The 16,053-nt window shown below is 66.3% G+C and carries 17 protein-coding genes, 1 tRNA gene and 1 rRNA gene; 10 read left to right on the top strand and 9 right to left on the bottom strand.

The annotated features are described in order from the left end of the window. Nucleotides 1-32: 32 nt before the first annotated feature. Together E8P82_RS06925 and E8P82_RS06920 are read right to left on the bottom strand one after the other, a co-directional pair. Complete coding sequence (locus tag E8P82_RS06925) at nucleotides 33-1,100, bottom strand: lipid II:glycine glycyltransferase FemX (RefSeq protein ID WP_136453779.1); 1,068 nt, start codon at nucleotides 1,098-1,100, stop codon at nucleotides 33-35. An 80-nt stretch (nucleotides 1,101-1,180) separates the two neighbouring features. After that, on the bottom strand, nucleotides 1,181-2,221 hold the full coding sequence (locus tag E8P82_RS06920; protein WP_168796510.1) for a lipid II:glycine glycyltransferase FemX: 1,041 nt from the start codon (nucleotides 2,219-2,221) through the stop codon (nucleotides 1,181-1,183). A gap of 226 nt (nucleotides 2,222-2,447) precedes the next feature. On the opposite strand from E8P82_RS06920, the gene E8P82_RS06915 reads away from it, so the two are divergent. From E8P82_RS06915 to E8P82_RS06905, 3 genes are all read left to right on the top strand, one after another. After that, nucleotides 2,448-3,452: an aldo/keto reductase family protein gene (locus tag E8P82_RS06915; RefSeq protein WP_136453777.1), complete on the top strand. Its 1,005-nt coding sequence runs from the start codon at nucleotides 2,448-2,450 to the stop codon at nucleotides 3,450-3,452. 98 nt (nucleotides 3,453-3,550) lie between these two features. Beyond that, nucleotides 3,551-4,069 carry a hypothetical protein gene (locus tag E8P82_RS06910; protein ID WP_136453776.1) on the top strand — a complete coding sequence of 173 codons (519 nt, stop codon included), beginning with the start codon at nucleotides 3,551-3,553 and terminating at the stop codon, nucleotides 4,067-4,069. A gap of 193 nt (nucleotides 4,070-4,262) precedes the next feature. Beyond that, a complete protein-coding gene (locus tag E8P82_RS06905) occupies nucleotides 4,263-5,351 on the top strand; it encodes an alkene reductase (RefSeq protein ID WP_211096826.1) in 1,089 nt (362 codons plus the stop codon). 10 nt (nucleotides 5,352-5,361) lie between these two features. Here E8P82_RS06905 and E8P82_RS06900 read toward each other — a convergent pair whose 3' ends face one another. Further along, a complete protein-coding gene (locus E8P82_RS06900; RefSeq protein WP_136453774.1) occupies nucleotides 5,362-5,571 on the bottom strand; it encodes a hypothetical protein in 210 nt (69 codons plus the stop codon). A 164-nt stretch (nucleotides 5,572-5,735) separates the two neighbouring features. Then, nucleotides 5,736-5,927, bottom strand: coding sequence for a hypothetical protein (locus E8P82_RS06895; protein WP_136453773.1), 192 nt, complete (start codon nucleotides 5,925-5,927; stop codon nucleotides 5,736-5,738). A 109-nt stretch (nucleotides 5,928-6,036) separates the two neighbouring features. Here E8P82_RS06895 and E8P82_RS06890 point away from each other — a divergent pair, with 109 nt between their 5' ends. From E8P82_RS06890 to E8P82_RS06880, 3 genes are all read left to right on the top strand, one after another. Next, nucleotides 6,037-6,552 (top strand): metallophosphoesterase family protein, encoded by a 516-nt coding sequence (locus tag E8P82_RS06890; protein WP_136453772.1) that lies wholly within the window; start codon nucleotides 6,037-6,039, stop codon nucleotides 6,550-6,552. 116 nt (nucleotides 6,553-6,668) lie between these two features. Further along, nucleotides 6,669-6,869: a hypothetical protein gene (locus tag E8P82_RS06885; RefSeq protein WP_136453771.1), complete on the top strand. Its 201-nt coding sequence runs from the start codon at nucleotides 6,669-6,671 to the stop codon at nucleotides 6,867-6,869. Nucleotides 6,870-6,939: 70 nt separating this feature from the next. Beyond that, complete coding sequence (locus E8P82_RS06880) at nucleotides 6,940-7,797, top strand: metal-dependent hydrolase (protein WP_136453770.1); 858 nt, start codon at nucleotides 6,940-6,942, stop codon at nucleotides 7,795-7,797. Nucleotides 7,798-7,842: 45 nt separating this feature from the next. Here E8P82_RS06880 and E8P82_RS06875 read toward each other — a convergent pair. After that, nucleotides 7,843-7,919: transfer RNA gene (locus tag E8P82_RS06875), tRNA-Thr, on the bottom strand. 164 nt (nucleotides 7,920-8,083) lie between these two features. Between E8P82_RS06875 and E8P82_RS06870 the strand changes: the two genes are divergently transcribed. From E8P82_RS06870 to E8P82_RS06855, 4 genes are all read left to right on the top strand, one after another. Further along, the gene (locus E8P82_RS06870; RefSeq protein WP_168796509.1) at nucleotides 8,084-9,571 is read left to right on the top strand and encodes an alpha,alpha-trehalose-phosphate synthase (UDP-forming); all 1,488 of its coding nucleotides are present in this window, start codon (nucleotides 8,084-8,086) and stop codon (nucleotides 9,569-9,571) included. Further along, entirely contained in the window at nucleotides 9,561-10,349 is a 789-nt protein-coding gene (otsB, locus tag E8P82_RS06865) for a trehalose-phosphatase (RefSeq protein ID WP_136453768.1), read from the top strand. Before E8P82_RS06870 ends, otsB begins: the two co-directional genes overlap by 11 nt. 120 nt (nucleotides 10,350-10,469) lie before the next feature. Then, on the top strand, nucleotides 10,470-11,558 hold the full coding sequence (locus E8P82_RS06860) for an ABC transporter ATP-binding protein (protein WP_136453767.1): 1,089 nt from the start codon (nucleotides 10,470-10,472) through the stop codon (nucleotides 11,556-11,558). 157 nt (nucleotides 11,559-11,715) lie between these two features. Next, nucleotides 11,716-13,077: a DUF4032 domain-containing protein gene (locus E8P82_RS06855; RefSeq protein ID WP_136453766.1), complete on the top strand. Its 1,362-nt coding sequence runs from the start codon at nucleotides 11,716-11,718 to the stop codon at nucleotides 13,075-13,077. Between the two features lie 53 nt (nucleotides 13,078-13,130). On the opposite strand, the gene E8P82_RS06850 is transcribed toward E8P82_RS06855, so the two are convergent. From E8P82_RS06850 to rrf, 4 genes are all read right to left on the bottom strand, one after another. Continuing rightward, nucleotides 13,131-13,622, bottom strand: a complete 492-nt coding sequence (locus tag E8P82_RS06850) for a DUF4190 domain-containing protein (RefSeq protein ID WP_136453765.1) — start codon at nucleotides 13,620-13,622, stop codon at nucleotides 13,131-13,133. A 99-nt stretch (nucleotides 13,623-13,721) separates the two neighbouring features. After that, a complete protein-coding gene (locus tag E8P82_RS06845) occupies nucleotides 13,722-15,086 on the bottom strand; it encodes an FAD-binding oxidoreductase (RefSeq protein ID WP_136453764.1) in 1,365 nt (454 codons plus the stop codon). Next, nucleotides 15,086-15,619 carry an SRPBCC family protein gene (locus tag E8P82_RS06840; RefSeq protein ID WP_136453763.1) on the bottom strand — a complete coding sequence of 178 codons (534 nt, stop codon included), beginning with the start codon at nucleotides 15,617-15,619 and terminating at the stop codon, nucleotides 15,086-15,088. The genes E8P82_RS06845 and E8P82_RS06840 overlap by 1 nt, the downstream gene beginning before the upstream one ends. A 124-nt stretch (nucleotides 15,620-15,743) precedes the next feature. Further along, nucleotides 15,744-15,860: ribosomal RNA gene (gene rrf, locus E8P82_RS06835) — 5S ribosomal RNA — on the bottom strand. Between the last annotated feature and the right edge of the window lie 193 nt (nucleotides 15,861-16,053).

Raw genomic sequence — 16,053 nt, 5'->3', positions numbered from 1 at the left:
TTCGAGCACCGGGGCGGGCCACGGCAGATTTGTCAGTAGAACGGTTGGTGCGTACGCCGCCAGTAGATCTGTCGGACCACGCGTTCGGCGATGAGATTCCACAGGCGGTACTTCAGGGGGCTGACCACGAAGTCGTAGCACCCCACGAAATCGGTCACGGTCTTCGAGAAGCTCGTCTTGAACAGCCCCATCCCATGGTACGGGTGGTCCGTGTCCTTGAGCTGGTCGCTGGGCGGGGTGCCGCAGAAGTCGTACTCGGCGATTCCTTCCGCTTTGAGCTGGTTGATCGCGGTCCACTGCAGCAGGTGCGAATCCCCGTACTGGGAGCGGCGCGGCACCGAGCCGCCGTCCTTGTAGGTCCCCTTGCGTCCGTAGTTGATCACGAAGGCACCGACCGAGGGTCTACCGTCCTCGTAGACGAACAGGAAGCGGCCCATTCCCGCCGCGAGGAACTTCTCCCAGAAACTCTTGTAATACGCATAGGGCCGGGGCGTGGCGGAGAGCCTACCCTGCTGGGAGGTGCCGATCATGGCGTACATGTCACGGAACGTGGCCTCCGTCCCCTCGACGTTGCGCACCTCCACGCCGTCGCGGATGGCCCGGCGGATGGCATTGCGGCCGCGCGAGTGCAGGGACCGCAACAGCTGGTTCTCCTCGGGTGTCAGGTCCAGGAGCGCCGTGCTGTCGTTGACCTGGATGTTGTAGGACTTCACCAGTCCCCGGCTCGTCCAGTCCTCGCGGACGTCGGCGGAGTCCACGACGTCGGGTTCGATCTTGATGGCGAAGACGTTCTGCGGCCGCGCCAGCTCGGCGACCGCTGCGACCATGTCCGGGACGTGATGCGGGACGACCGTGTCCGGTCCCTTGATCATGTACCAGAGCTTGCCCAGGCCGGGGAACGCCTTCTCCAGGACCGGGTTGTAGGAGGAGATGCCCTCACCCTCGATGACCAGGTGGACCGGGTTCCACCCCTGTTCCTGCTTCACCTGCAGGAACGGCTGGGACTGCATCATGTTCCCCCCGTTGGGGTTCGCGGTGACGTGTGAGTCCCAGTCCTCGATCTCTGCCGCTGATGCCGGCCGGGCTGAAAAGCGTGCCAAGTTCGTACCTCGAGTCCATCGATGCTGCTGTTTCGGATGCTGGTGTCGCTGGTTTGGGTGTCCTAGAAGAACAGCCGGTTCTAGAAGAACAGCCGGTGGCGAAGCCGGTACGAGAGCGAGAGCGCCACCCGCTCCCCGATGCGCTCCCAGAGGTAGTACGGGAGCTTCCGCACCGGCTGATCCACGGTGCCGACGAAGGACACGATCTCGTTGGAGAAGCCCGACTTGAACTGACCCAGCCCGTAACTGGGATGGTCCTTGTCCTCCATGGCCTCGGGCGGTGGTGTGGTGTGGAGGTCGTAACTGGTGACGCCCACGGACTTCAGGTGCTTCATGACCTCCCACTGCAGCAGATAGGGAGCACCGGTGTTGCCGATGGCCTGCGAGCTGGCGCCGTCCTTGTACAGCCCCTTGGTACCGAACCGTGTGACGAAGATGCCCGCCACGGGCTCATCGTCCCTGAGCGCGAAATGGAAGGAGCCGAAACCGCGCTCCGCCGCGGAGCTCCAGAAATGGCGGTAGTAGTCGAGATCCCGCAGATAGAACCCACCACGCTCCGCGGTCTCGCGATAGAGGTCGTACATCAGCTCCATCGTCTCCGCCGTGGCGGGACGGCCCTCCACCGTGATGCCCTGCTTCTCCGCCTTGCGCACCGAGCGCCGGCCCCGCTGGCGGAAGCTCGCGAAGATCTCCTCCTCATCCGGCGCCAGGTCCACGATGATGGTGTGCACGTTGGGCTGGACGGGTTGGACCGCGATGAACGACGACGGCAGTGGGCTCCCGGCGGGGACCTCGGGTTCGAGCTTGAAGAGGAAGACCTCCCGGTGGTCACGGGCGTAGTCGGCATTGGCGTCGGCGATCGCGTCGAGGATGCCTGCGTCGTCGACTCCCGGCCCCTTGGGGCAGTACCACAGCTGCCCGAGCCCATAGACCTTCTTGACCAGGAACAGGGCATGGATGCGCGGTTCGCCGTCGTACACCATGAAGCGGGGCACCCAGCCGTTGGCCCGCTTCTGCTCGGCGAAGAAGGTGCTCTGCAGCAGATCCCCGCCCCCGGGGTTCCCGAGGACAAGCGTGTCCCAGCGCGCGACCTCCTCGGGCGTGGCCGAGCGGAGTCTCATGATGCTCCACCACGCCGGAGGGCCGAATCTTCGTCGCTGGGGAACCGGGCTGGGAAGCTGCGCAAAGAACCTCGTCCTCGTTGGCTGGGATGATCGAACTGACTGTGACATGGAACTGCCCGGCGCCGCTGGAAAACCACGGTTGCTCGGGCGGTGCCAGTCTACCGGCTGGGTGGTGGACTCCGGCATCGTGCACGCAGTGGTCGGCCGGGGCTAGCATCGAACCATGGACACCAGACACCTCGGAAACAGCGGACTCAAGATCTCGGAGATCACCTACGGCAACTGGCTCACGCATGGCTCGCAGGTCGAGAACGACGTCGCCGCCCAGTGCGTACGCGCGGCCCTCGATGCAGGGATCACCACCTTCGACACCGCGGACACCTACGCGAACACGGTTGCCGAGACCGTTCTCGGTGAAGCCCTGAAGGGCGAGCGGCGCCAGTCGCTGGAGATCTTCACCAAGGTGTACTTCCCCACCGGGCCGAAGGGCCACAACGACGCAGGGCTCTCGCGCAAGCACATCATGGAGTCGATCGACGGTTCCCTCGGGCGGCTGCAGACGGACTACGTGGATCTCTACCAGGCCCACCGGTACGACCACGAGACGCCCCTCGAGGAGACCATGCAGGCGTTCGCGGACGTGGTCCGGCAGGGCAAGGCCCTCTACATCGGGGTCAGTGAGTGGACCGCGCAGCAGATCCGGGAGGCTCATGCGCTCGCGCGGGAGCTCGGCTTCCAGCTGATCTCCAACCAGCCCCAGTACTCGATGCTGTGGCGCGTGATCGAGTCCGAGGTGGTCCCCACCTCCCAGGAGCTCGGCCTCTCGCAGATCGTCTGGTCACCGGTCGCCCAGGGCGTCCTGACCGGCAAGTACCGGCCCGGACAGCAGCCCGAGCAGGGCACGCGCGCCTCGGACGACAAGGGCGGCTCGGACATGATCAAGCGCTGGATGGGCGACGACGTCCTGGCCGGGGTCCAGAAGCTGGCACCCATCGCCGACGGTGCAGGGTTGTCGATGGCGCAGCTGGCGATCGCCTGGGTGCTGCAGAACAGGAATGTCGCCGCGGCGATCATCGGCGCGTCGCGGCCGGAGCAGGTGGCATCGAACGCCGTCGCGGCAGGTGTGAAGCTCGAGGACGACGTCATGCGCGCCATCGACGAAGCGATCGGCGATCTTGCCGAGACCGATGCCTCCAAGACCGTCTCGCCCGAGACCAGGCCGGCCTGATCACGAGGTGTCACCGCCGATCCACGGCGACGTCCCCGGGTGAAGATCAGTAGGCTGACCCAGCAGCACGCACGCAGCACCGACGAAAGGCAGAGCAGATGACCGAGAATCTTCCCGACGAGGAACTCACCGTCGAGGGCGAGGAGCCCGGCGTTCCCGTCGACCCGCTCGAGCCCGAGTCCCTCGACCCCGTCGTCGACGGACGACCCGACAGCTACGAGGGCGCGGCCGAGGACAACCCGGACCGCTGGCAGGAGGATCCGCTCCTGCAGGACGATCCCGAGGCCAACGACCTGGCGGCCGACGACCTCGAGACGGACGATACGGGGACCGACGACGTGGAGACCGAGGACTCGGTCGACGAGGAGAACGGGATCACCGACGGCGAGGAAGGCGAGCTGACCGAACAGCTGCTCCGGGCGGACACCGCCGAGGCGAGGTACGAGGACGGCGAGGAACAGATCCCACCGGAGGAGCCCCGCATCGGGGAAGCCGCCGCCGATGTCGACTTCGGCATGATGGAGGACGACGAAGGCTACGACGGCAACGGCAGCGACGATCCGGCCAATCGCGGCGGTTCGTCGCTGAGCGCGATGGACGACCCGGAGCCACGGTAGCGGACCCGAGCGCGATCGATCACGAAGGAGCCCCGAGCACGGTCCGGGGCTCCTTCGTCATCCGGAGCGGACGGGCAGCAGTCCAGCAGCAGTGACGACGGCCACAGCAGGAACACGTCGGAGCAGGAATAGCCAGGATCCAGACCCGGTTGAGCCAGCGTAGGACACAACCTCGGAAGGTATTGGATTCATGCTGCTCTTCTCCCCCCTCACCCTCGGCTCCCTGGAGCTCCCGAACCGCGTCATCATGGCTCCCCTGACGCGTGTGCGCTCGGGCGAGGCAGGCATCCCCGGCGACATCGTCGTCGAGCACTATCGCCAGCGGGCCTCCCTCGGACTGATCGTCAGCGAGGGCACGTATCCCAGCCATGCGGGCCAGGGCTTCCCCGGACAGCCCGGCCTGGTCGAGGACGAGCAGCTCGCGGGCTGGAAGCGCGTCACGGACGCGGTCCACGCCGACGGCGGGCGGATCATCGCTCAGGTCATGCACGCGGGACGGGTCAGCCACCCGGACATCAACGGCGGCTACGAGGTCGTGGCGCCGAGTGCCATCGCGATCAACGGCACCACCCGCACGAGCACCGGGAAGGTGCCGTACCCCGTACCCCACGCTCTCACGGCGGAGGACCTCCCGGGCATCATCGACGAGTTCGTCACTGCATCGCGCAAGGCGATCGACGTGGCCGGGTTCGACGGCGTGGAACTGCACGGTGCCAATGGCTACCTGCTGCACCAGTTCCTCTCGCCGGCGGCCAATCGGCGCGAGGACTCCTACGGTGGATCTCCCGAGAACCGGGCCCGGTTCGTCGTCGACGTCGTGACCGCCGTGGCCGCCGAGGTGGGAGCCGACAAGGTGGGGCTGCGCATCTCGCCGGCGCACAACATCCAGGACGCCCTCGAGACCGACGCCGACGACGTCCACGCGACCTACACCGCGCTCGTCAGGTCGATCGCCCCGCTGAAGCTCGCCTACCTCAGTGTGCTGCACGCGGAGCCCACCGGCGGTCTGGTACAGGACCTCCGACAGACCTTCGGCGGTCCCTTCCTCGTCAACAGCGGCTTCGGTGTCATCACCAACCGCGAGGAAGCCATCGCGATCCTCGAGGACGGCGTGGGAGACGCCGTGGTGGTAGGACGTCCGGCCATCGCCAACCCGGACCTCGCCCGCCGCTGGCGGGACAATCTTCCGGAGAACCAGCCGAATCCCGCCACGTTCTACGGGCTCGGCGCCGAAGGGTACACGGACTACCCGTTCTACGACACCACGGCCGCCACGGCGTAGGTCGAAGAACCTAGAGGATGCCCTCCACGACCTCGCCGAAGGGAACCCTGTCGGAGACCTCGGCGTGGCGATCGGCTGATTCGTTGCCGACCAGGATGCCGTGCTTGCCCTCGGCCACCGACTGTTTCATCACCATGAGGACGGTCTCGGCGAAGTGCTCGTTCTGGGCTTCGAGGTAGGCGGTGTAGCGGGGCGGGAAATTCTCGGGAACTATGAGCATGGGCTCAACGCTACCTGCCGCGCCCAGGACTGCCGAGTTCCCTCACCGGCGGCGTGGCAGAACGCGCACCCGGTGACCGCAGCGGTACATGACGACGGAAGGGAGCCCCCGTTGAGGAGGCTCCCTTCCGTCGTCATGCCGCCGGTCTCTCCGGCAGCCGACAACTAGTTCCCGAATCCTCCGAGGCCGGGGATCTTGCCCAGCAGATCCTTCGGATCGATACCGAACTTCGCGAGCAGACCGGAGTCCTGCTCCGAGTCCACCTTGTCGGGGAGTTCGGACCGGGCCTGATCGGCGTCGTCGTTCTTGCCCTGGCTCTTGAGCAGATCGATGATCTGCTGTTTGTCGATGTTCATCAGTGCCTCCTTCGCGTCAGGTGCCCGCTTCGATAAGCGTGCTGACGAAAGCATCACACAGGAGGCAAGGGTTGTCACAGCGAAGGGCCCCTCGCAGGACAATGGGCGCATGAGCCTCACACTGACCATCCTGGCCGACACCCACCTGCCCAAGCGCGCCAAGGCACTCCCCGGATCGGTGTGGGAGGCGGTCGACGCCGCGGACGTCGTCGTGCACGCCGGCGACTGGACCGAACCGGACCTGCTCGAGCAGGTCCAGGGGCGGGCGGCTCACCTGGTCGCCTGCTACGGGAACAACGACGGCCCGGTCCTCGGAGCGCGACTGCCCCAGGTTGCGCGGGATGAGCTCGACGGCGTGCGCCTGGCTGTCGTGCACGAGACAGGCCCTGCGCGCGGCAGGGAGGCCCGCATGGCCGGACTGTACCCGGACGTCGACGTCCTCGTGTTCGGCCACAGCCACATTCCGTGGGACACGCGGGCAGATTCCGGTCTTCGGCTGCTCAATCCCGGGTCGCCGACCGATCGGCGTCGCCAGCCTTTCTGCACCTTCATGACGGCGGTCATCGACGCAGGTGAGCTGGCGGTGACGCTGCACCGGCTACCACGCCGCGTTCCCAGGACCTGAAGGATCAGGCGCCATTCGCCACCCTCGCGCTCTTCACGATCGATGGACGGTGGAGATGGGACAATGGATTACCCGCACGGCCGCGGGCCAGGCCGACCCGCGAGGCGAGGAATCCCATGACCGCTGTGCAGATCATCCTGCTCGTCGGCGCCGGATTCGTCGTATGGATGCTCATTGTTGCTTTGATCATCGTCTGGGTCATGGGCATGAGCCGCAATGCCGCCGTGGATGAGGAGAAGTTCCGCCGCCTGCTGGCCCGGGAGAAGCGCAGAGCCGCGCGGAAAGCCGCATCCCGGACGCGCAGGACCTCCGTCTGAGGACTGACTGTCGGCAGCCCACCACATGATGGGCAGGAACTCTTTCCTCACCCACAGAAAGGACCCTGCCATGATGGGTGCCCACCATGCTGCCTGCGGTGCCGCCGCCTGGGTCGCAGTCACGACGGACATCGAGGTGGGACTCGGCGCCCTCGCGGGGAGGATCCCGGTCCTGCCGGAGTCGGTCGGTGTCGGCCTCGGCCTGCTCGATGTCAGCCTCGTCGGAGTTGTCACCGGAGCACTCGTCACCGCAGGAGCCGCCCTCCTTCCGGATGCCGACCACCACAACGCCACCATCGCCCACTCGTTGCCACCGCTGTCCAACGCGCTCTGCGACGGCATCGGAGCCATCTCCGGCGGACACCGCCACGGTACGCACTCCATCATCGGCATCGCGGCGTTCATCGCCATCGCGTGGGTCGCAGGACTGTGGACCGTCCAGACGGAGACCTTCGGCCGGATCTACCCCGGAGCCGGGCTGCTGGCGGTGCTGCTGGTGTCCTTCGCGGCCAAAGCGCTGAAGATCATCCCCGACCGCATGCGGAAATCCCCCTGGGTGGTCGGTCTTGCCGCCGGCATCTTCATCACAGCGTTCGCCCCCGAGGAGCAGTTCTGGTTCCCGATCGCCGTGGGGATCGGCGTCATCGTCCACATCATCGGTGACCTGATGACCACCGGCGGCTGCAACCTCTTCTACCCGCTCGTGATCAGGCCGCCGAAGGTGATCGCCGCACTGCCGGTCGTGAACTGGGTATGGAAGAGGAACGGCTATGTCGGCGTCCCCGTACTCGGCAACGCCGGCTCCGCCCGTGAGTGGTGCCTGCTGGTACCCATCAGCCTCTACGCGATCGGCGGTGTCGGCTGGGCCGTCATCAGCATGGGACGCACGGGGCTGCAGACCCTGACGGCGGCGACAGGACACGGCTGAGAGCGGGCTCGGAGCCAGCTCTCCCGGCGAGTTGCGAGAAGTTCGTGGAGCCCCCTGTCGGATTCGAACCGACGACCCCCGCTTTACAAGAGCGGTGCTCTGGCCAACTGAGCTAAGGAGGCGTGCCGGCCGGGCCGACGGAGCGCAGCACGCCTGCGGCGAGCAAGCACCAGCGCATCACAAGGGTAGCCCAGCGCCTGCGAGGCAGGAAATCATCTCCCTCCGGCCACCGGCGATCCGAACGGATAGAGTCAGAGGGAGTTCACCTACTGCAATGGAGCCAGTTTTGAGTGCAGCACAGCCTTCGACCACTCCGGGGGTCACGTCGTCGTTCTCCACAAAAGGGCAGTTCGGCGAGTTCGACTTCATCGTCGTCTCCAACCGGCTCGCGGTGGACCGGGTCGTCGACGAGCACGGCGACAGTTCCTGGCGACGCTCCCCCGGCGGCCTCGTGACCGCACTGGCGCCGGTCATGGCGAAGGCCGACGGCGCATGGGTGGGCTGGCACGGCGCGCCCGACGAGACCCTCGAGCCCTTCGACGAGGCGAACATGCGCCTGGTACCCGTGCCACTCAGCGAGGAGGAGGTGGAGTTCTACTACGAGGGCTTCTCCAATGCCACGCTCTGGCCGCTCTACCACGACGTCATCGCGTCCCCTGAATTCCACCGCACCTGGTGGGATTGCTACCGCCGGGTGAACGAGCGCTTCGCTGCGGCCGCGGCATCCGTGGCAGCGGAGGGCGCCACGGTATGGGTCCAGGACTATCAGCTGCAGCTGGTCCCGAAGTTGTTGCGGCAGGCCCGGCCGGATCTGCGCATCGGTTTCTTCAACCACATCCCGTTCCCGCCACTGGAGATCTACGGGCAGTTGCCCTGGCGGCGGCAGGTCATCGAGGGCCTCCTCGGCGCCGACCTCATCGGCTTCCAGCGCCCGAGCGACGCCAGCAACTTCCTGCGCTGCGTCCGCCGGTTCACCGGCTACCCGGTCAGGACCCAGCAGGTCCAGGTACCGGCCGACGAGAACGGCACTCCCGCCTACGTCTCCCGCGCCGAGGCCTTTCCCATCTCCATCGACACCGCGTCGATCGCCGAACTGGCGCAGCGCCCCGACGTGATCGAGCGCTCGAGGGAGATCCGCGCTGAGCTCGGGGACCCGCGGCACATTCTGCTCGGCGTGGACCGTCTCGACTATACCAAGGGCATCGGCCACCGGCTCAAGGCCTACGGCGAGCTGCTCGACGACGGTGCGATCACCGTCGAGGACGCCGCACTCATCCAGGTGGCCAGCCCCAGCCGTGAGCGCGTGGAGCAGTACAGGCTGCTGCGCGAGGACATCGAAGGCACGGTCGGCAGGATCAACGGCACGCACGACACCATGAAGAACACTGCCATCCGCTACCTCCACCACAGCTATCCGGTGGAGGAGATGGTGGCGCTGTACCTGGCTGCGGACGTCATGCTCATCACGGCGCTCCGCGACGGCATGAACCTGGTCGCGAAGGAGTACGTGGCGGCCCGCACGGGGAACACCGGCACGCTGGTCCTCAGCGAGTTCGCAGGCGCCGCCGACACCCTGCGGCAGGCGATCCTGATCAACCCGCACGACATCGACGGCCTCAAGAGCGCCATCGTCCAGGCCGTCGGCATGCCCCGAGCCGAGGCGACGCGCCGCATGAGACTCATGCGACGTCAGGTCATCCAGAACGACGTCGAACAGTGGTCCCGGTCGTTCCTCGACGCACTCCAGGCTGAGGACCGCCGGCATGGCGATTGAGCCGTCCCTGGTCGCGGCGCTCAGTACGCTCGCCGCAACCGACCACCTGCTCGTGGCGCTCGACTTCGACGGCACCCTAGCCCCCCTCGTCGAGCTCGCCGAGGACGCCCGTCCCCTCCCCGCGTCGGCCGCGGCCCTCCGCGCGCTGGCCGGGCTGCCGAGCACGACGACGGCGTTGATCTCAGGACGGGCTCTCGACAGTCTTCGGGTAGTCGCCGATCCGCCCGCCGAGACCCTGCTGATCGGAAGCCACGGCGCCGAGACGTGGACAGGACCGGATGCCGCTCCCCTCTCCCTGACGGATGAGCAGTCGGAGCTCCTCTCCCGCGCGGTCCGCGTCGTCGAGCACGTCGTCACCGCCCACGAGGGAACGCGCATCGAGTTCAAACCGGCCGGCGTGGTCCTCCACACCCGCTCCGCCGACGGCGCGGTGGCCGCAGCGGCCGTCAGTTCGACCCGCGCCGAACTGGAATCGGTCAGCGGCCTCAGCATCACGGACGGCAAGCGCGTGCTGGAGATCTCCGTACTGGATACGGACAAGGGGCAGGGCCTGGCCCTCCTGCGCCGGGTATCGGGAGCGACCGCCGTGTTGTTCGCGGGCGACGACGTCACGGACGAGGACGCCCAGCGGACCCTGGGGCCGGACGACGTCGGCATCCGGATCGGTGCGGGCGAGACCGCAGCTTCGTTCACCGTGGAGGATCCGGCGGCGTTCTCCGAGGTCCTGCAGGAGCTCCTCCGCCGGCGAGCATCGGGTGCGTCCGGCGACCGGAGGTGACATACTACCGATGCGCGAGAAGTATCACCCACCGTGGCGTGAGGTGGTACCGCACAACTGAATATCTTCCCTTCACTACGGATCGTCGGGCACGTACCTGCCCGTGAAAAGGAACACAACATGGCGACAGTGACGTTCGACCAGGCAACACGCGTGTACCCGGGTGCCGAGAGGCCCGCCGTCAACAAACTCGACATCGAGATCGCCGACGGCGAGTTCCTCGTCCTCGTCGGACCCTCCGGCTGTGGGAAGTCGACCTCCCTGCGCATGCTCGCAGGTCTCGAGGACGTCAACTCCGGACGCATTCTGATCGGGGACCGGGATGTCACGGATGTGCCCCCGAAGGATCGCGACATCGCGATGGTCTTCCAGAACTACGCGCTCTATCCGCACATGACGGTCGGCGACAACATGGGTTTCGCACTCAAGATCGCAGGCGTCTCCAAGGAGGAGCGCGCCGAGCGGGTCCGTGAGGCGGCCAGGCTCCTGGACCTCGAGGACTTCCTGGATCGCAAGCCGAAAGCGCTCTCCGGTGGTCAGCGTCAGCGTGTCGCCATGGGACGGGCGATCGTGCGGAACCCCCAGGTCTTCCTGATGGACGAGCCGCTCTCGAACCTGGATGCCAAGCTGCGCGTGCAGACCCGCACCCAGATCGCCTCGCTGACCCGCCGACTGGGTGTCACCACGGTCTACGTGACCCACGATCAGGTCGAGGCGATGACCATGGGTGATCGCGTCGCGGTGCTCAAGGACGGCCTCCTCCAGCAGATCGATTCGCCGCGGAATCTCTACGACCGTCCAAGGAACGTCTTCGTGGCGGGCTTCATCGGCTCTCCTGCGATGAATCTCCTGGAGCTCCCGGTCGCGGACGACGGTGTGGTGTTCGGCGGTATCACCTATCCCGTACACCGCGACATCCTCAGCGCGGCCGGCGGCAGTACCGTCACCCTCGGGGTACGACCGGAGGACCTGAAGATCAGCGACGACGGGCAGGGGCTGCAGGTGCACGTCGACGTGGTCGAGGAGCTCGGTGCCGACGCCTACATCTACGGCCACACCACGCTCGACGGCAAGGACTACGACATGGTGGTGCGCGTGGACGGCCGTCGTCCGCCGATGAAGGGTGACGACGTGCACGTCCGACCCGAGCAGGGCCACGTGCATCTGTTCGACACCACGAACGGCCTGCGCCTGGCGGACACGGTCTGACACCTTCCTGCCGCGTCCGGTACGAACCAGTACCGGACGCGGCTCCGACGGCGGTCCTCCGCCGGGTATCCGCTCGGAGCCCGGCGGAGGATCGCCGTCGGTGCGTGGGCGCTACGCTTGATGCAAGCCCTTTTCGTCCTGCCAGGAAGTCAGCACCATGAGCGAGATCCCGGACGCCCAGTGGCGCGATGAACCGACGGACTACGACCAGACCGGCAAACTGCCACGGCTTCGTGCGACGTCCACCCAGAGCCCGACCCTGGGCTCACTGAACATCACTGCAGCAGCGACCGATCCCGAGCTTCTCGACCTGCCATGGGATGTCGCTCTCGAGTTCTGGCCGGCCAGCGCCCTCGCCGCCCTCCCGCGCGGCATCTCCCGACACGTCGTGCGCTTCGCCCACCTCGGGGGATCGGTCATCGCGGTCAAGGAGACGAGCGAACATGTTGCGCGCCACGAATATCACATGCTGCGGAAGCTTCGGCGGCTGGATGTGCCCTGCGTGGAGCCGGTGGCCGTGATCTCGGGCAGGTCGAGCCCGGAGGGCGAGGAACTCGACCCTGTACTGGTCACGCGCCACCTCAAGTTCTCACTGCCCTACCGGGCCCTGTTCTCCCAGACTCTGCGCCGTGACACGCTGACCCGCCTCATCGACGCGCAGGCACTGCTCCTCGTGCGACTGCACCTGATCGGCTTCTACTGGGGCGATGTGTCCCTCTCCAACACGCTGTTCCGTCGTGACGCAGGAGCCTTCGCCGCCTACCTCGTCGACGCCGAGACGGGGGAGCTCTATCCCGAACTGTCGGTGGGCCAGCGTGAGTACGATCTCGAGATAGCCCGGGTGAACATCGCCGGTGAGCTCATGGATCTCGCCGAAGGCGGACTCATCGAGGAGAAGGTGGATCCGCTCGCGACGAGCGAGCTGATCATGGACAGCTACCGCCGGCTCTGGAGCGAGCTCACCGAGAAGGAATCCTTCGAACTCGGTGAACGCTGGCGCGTCGGTGCGCGGATCCGCAGATTGAACGACCTCGGGTTCGACGTCGAGGAATACGCGATCCGGGCGGCGTCCGACGGCACCCAGATCCAGTTGCAGCCGAAAGTCGTCGACGCCGGTCATCACAGCCGCCGCCTGCTACGGCTCACCGGACTCGATGCCCAGCAGAACCAGGCTCGGCGCCTGCTCAATGACATGGACGCCTACAGGGTGGACAACAACCCACAGCTGGATGAGGAGTTCAGCGCCCATCTGTGGGTCAACGAGGTCTTCGAACCGATCGTGCGCGCGGTGCCCCGCGATCTCAGTGGAAAGCTCGAACCAGCCGAAGTCGTCCACGAGGTACTCGAGCACCGGTGGTACATGTCGGAACGCGAGGACCGGAACGTACCGATGGCCGAGGCCGTCCAGTCGTACATCGACGACGAACTCAGGCATCGGCGCGACGAAGCAGAGATCATGCTCACGGCCGATGCACGGACCATAGGTATCGACGCGGACTCGGACTACGAGAGCACTTAGGTGGTCATGACAGGACCGGCAGCCGGGTGACTGCCGGTCCTGTGCTTGCGTCGTTAAGGGCAGTCGAGCGCTTGTCCCTCTACCGTCACCGTTGTGCCCGATGGCAGTCCCTCACAGGCTTCGGCGAATTGCTGTGCGATCTCGTTGAACAGGGCCCCGAAAGCGATCGCGCCAAGCACGAGGAGGACTGTGAAGATGGCGCCGATGATGATGCCGGCCAGGGCGAGACCGTTGCCCATGCCGGCCTTCCGTGACTTCACGAAGGCGATGATGCTGATGATCAGTCCCACGGGCGCGATGAAGATCGCCAGGATGAAGCCCACGATTCCCAGGGTCCTGCCCGGGTTCTCCGCCGGCGGGCCAGGGTAGTACTGCTGTCCCGGGTAGTTGGATGCGCCGGGATCCGCCTGGCCATATGGTGCTGAACTCTGCCCGTAGGGCGACGGGCTCTGCTGCCCGTAGGGCGACGGGCTCTGTTCGCCGTACTGCGGCTGGTTCTGACCGTAGGGCGAGGCGCCCTTCGATTCCGGCGTGTTGTCACTCATGATGCCCCCAGGGGATGGTGTCGGAAGCGTCGGCGGAACCCGACGATTTCGTCGACAGTATCACTCGCCGACCGAGAGCTGAGCGAGTTGGAAGGACCATCAGCAGATGGCCTTTCCAGGGTTGAGGATGCCCAAAGGATCGAAGAGCCGCTTGATCCCCGATTGCAGGTCAAGGACTTCCTCTGACTGCTCCCATGCCAGCCAGCGTCGCTTGTGCTGGCCCACCCCGTGCTCTCCTGTGATCGTCCCTCCGAGTTCGAGCGCACTCCGTACCGATTCATCGAGCGCCTCCTCCAGGCGCGAGCGGCCCAGGTCACCCTGGCTGCGTTCGACCCAGAACGTCGGGTGCAGGTTGCCGTCACCAGCGTGCGCGATGACCTTCAGCTGCACCCCGTGCTTCTCCGCCATGGCCCCGAGAGCTGTTACGTAGGACACGAGCTGGGACTTCGGTACTGCGACGTCCTCCCCCACCCGGTACAGATCCTCCGCGCTGGCTCCCCTGCTGTCGCGCCGCAGCTCGACAAGATGTTCCGCCTCAGCCGAGTTCTCCTCGCTCACGACAGCCCCGGCTTCTGTCAGCGCTGCCGTGATCATCTCGGCTTCCGTTGCAGCGCCGTATCCGTCCGTCTGCGTCAGGAGCAGGGAGCCTCCGCGCCGGCGCAGGTTCGATCCATGGGCCCGATCGAGGGCCTCGAGTGTCCGGCCGTCGAGGAGTTCGAGAATGGCGGGTTGAACGCGTGCACGCCCGATTGCGAGGACCCCGGCGGCCGCTTTCGGGAAATCGCCGAAGAACGCTGCGAGCGTATGCACTGAACGTGGCAGGTAGCGAAGGCGGACCGTGATGCCCACGATGACTCCGAGGGTTCCTTCTGAGCCCGTCATCAGGGACGTGAGGTCATAGCCGGCGACACCCTTGAACGGCGCGTGACCGGTCGATACGAGCGTGCCATCCGCGAGGACGACCTCGAGCGCAAGTACGGAGTCCCGCGTGACGCCGTACTTCGCACACCGTAGTCCTCCGGCGTTCGTCGCGACGTTACCGCCGATGGTCGACCACCGATGGCTCGCAGGATCCGGGGCGTACATCAGTCCGTGTTCGGCCACCGCCTGGTTCAGGTCTGCGTTGATGACCCCCGGCTCGACGACGGCCGTCTCGTCGTCTGGATTCACGGCGACGATCCTGTTCATGTCCTCGAGGGACAGAATCACCGATCCGGGCGTCGCATGGGCTCCACCCGACAGCCCCGAGCCTGCGCCCCTGCTCACCACCGGCACCGTATGCCGGGTAGCCCAGCGGAGAAGGTTCTGTACATCGGCCACCGAACGGGCGCGCACCACGGCTTCGGGCGATGCAGGGCTCACGACGGGCCCTTCATCGGTGGAGTACCGATCCAGGTCGCTCGACGAGGTCGACACGCGTCCGGGTAGAACGGCCTGCAGTTCCTCCAGGAGCGCGCAGTCCATCACGAGCCGCCCATGAAGCGCTGGTAAGCGGCCAAGGCTTTCGGCCAGAACGCGCGATAGAAATCGTAGAGGTCCTGCGCGTCGGCGCCGGACCATCCCCCGTGCGTGAGCGTCAGCGCCGAAACGGACTCCGGCATGTCGGTGCCATTCTCGATGCGCGCCGGCGATGTGGTGTCGCCAGCGGCCGAACCGGGCTGCGTGGTCAGCTCCAGCAGGACCTGCGTCACGGAGTCGGACCCAACATGTCTCCACCGCAGTGAGAGCCAGTGCCCGGGTCGTCCGTCGGTGACTTCGCCCCAGACATATTCATCATCCTGCGCCGAGGTCTCGACGAGCGCGTTGTCCTCGAGGTCGAAGAAGCCATCTTCTCCCCATCGGCTCAGCACCCCCGCGGGCCACCACAGATGAACATGCTCGGTCAACCCCGCCCAGGCGTGGTCAGCCGGGGCGGGAACCGTCACCGCAGCGCGCAGATCGGATCTATCGCCGGATTCAGCTCCGGGCACGACGGCATGCGAGAACAATGCATTCATGCCCCGATCCTAGCGCCGGGCCTAGCTCTGTTCGCAGTGTGTCTGTGGTCGGTGGGGTGGGGTGGGGTGTTTTAAGTGGGGAAGGCCCCGCACCTGGTGGTGCGGGGCCTTCCCGTGATGGTGTGTCCGGCGGTGTCCTACTCTCCCACACTCTCTCGGGTGCAGTACCATCGGCGCTGTGGGTCTTAGCTTCCGGGTTCGGAATGGGACCGGGCGTTTCCTCCACGCTATGACCGCCGTAACCTTGTGTACCGGTCGCGTCCCCTGGTGTGCCCTTGGCCCGTGGCCCCCTTTGTGGGGGTTCGGGGTGGGTGGGAGTGCCGGTAAGTCTGGTGTACGTGTCGTGTATTGAGTTATGAGTCTGCGCCTGTGGGGTACCGCCCGTGGGTTTGTGCTTGTGGGTGGTGGTTTCCGTGGTTGTTGGTCGGGAACCG

It is taken from the genome of Arthrobacter echini, from assembly GCF_004803505.1.
Lineage (GTDB): Bacteria > Actinomycetota > Actinomycetes > Actinomycetales > Micrococcaceae > Arthrobacter_D > Arthrobacter_D echini.
The sequence above is the reverse complement of the archived record's forward strand: the minus strand, read 5'-3'. Positions and strand labels throughout refer to the sequence as shown.

Excerpts from the sequence above, each read along its gene's own strand:
- otsB (WP_136453768.1), top strand. The coding sequence starts at position 9,561 with ATGGCGATTGAGCCGTCCCTGGTCGCGGCGCTCAGTACGCTCGCCGCA.
- E8P82_RS06855 (WP_136453766.1), top strand. The coding sequence starts at position 11,716 with ATGAGCGAGATCCCGGACGCCCAGTGGCGCGATGAACCGACGGACTAC.
- E8P82_RS06895 (WP_136453773.1), bottom strand. The coding sequence starts at position 5,927 with ATGAACATCGACAAACAGCAGATCATCGATCTGCTCAAGAGCCAGGGC.
- E8P82_RS06845 (WP_136453764.1), bottom strand. The coding sequence starts at position 15,086 with ATGGACTGCGCGCTCCTGGAGGAACTGCAGGCCGTTCTACCCGGACGC.
- E8P82_RS06915 (WP_136453777.1), top strand. The coding sequence starts at position 2,448 with ATGGACACCAGACACCTCGGAAACAGCGGACTCAAGATCTCGGAGATC.
- E8P82_RS06880 (WP_136453770.1), top strand. The coding sequence starts at position 6,940 with ATGATGGGTGCCCACCATGCTGCCTGCGGTGCCGCCGCCTGGGTCGCA.
- E8P82_RS06885 (WP_136453771.1), top strand. The coding sequence starts at position 6,669 with ATGACCGCTGTGCAGATCATCCTGCTCGTCGGCGCCGGATTCGTCGTA.
- E8P82_RS06920 (WP_168796510.1), bottom strand. The coding sequence starts at position 2,221 with ATGAGACTCCGCTCGGCCACGCCCGAGGAGGTCGCGCGCTGGGACACG.
- E8P82_RS06890 (WP_136453772.1), top strand. The coding sequence starts at position 6,037 with ATGAGCCTCACACTGACCATCCTGGCCGACACCCACCTGCCCAAGCGC.
- E8P82_RS06840 (WP_136453763.1), bottom strand. The coding sequence starts at position 15,619 with ATGAATGCATTGTTCTCGCATGCCGTCGTGCCCGGAGCTGAATCCGGC.
- E8P82_RS06900 (WP_136453774.1), bottom strand. The coding sequence starts at position 5,571 with ATGCTCATAGTTCCCGAGAATTTCCCGCCCCGCTACACCGCCTACCTC.
- E8P82_RS06910 (WP_136453776.1), top strand. The coding sequence starts at position 3,551 with ATGACCGAGAATCTTCCCGACGAGGAACTCACCGTCGAGGGCGAGGAG.
- E8P82_RS06850 (WP_136453765.1), bottom strand. The coding sequence starts at position 13,622 with ATGAGTGACAACACGCCGGAATCGAAGGGCGCCTCGCCCTACGGTCAG.
- E8P82_RS06860 (WP_136453767.1), top strand. The coding sequence starts at position 10,470 with ATGGCGACAGTGACGTTCGACCAGGCAACACGCGTGTACCCGGGTGCC.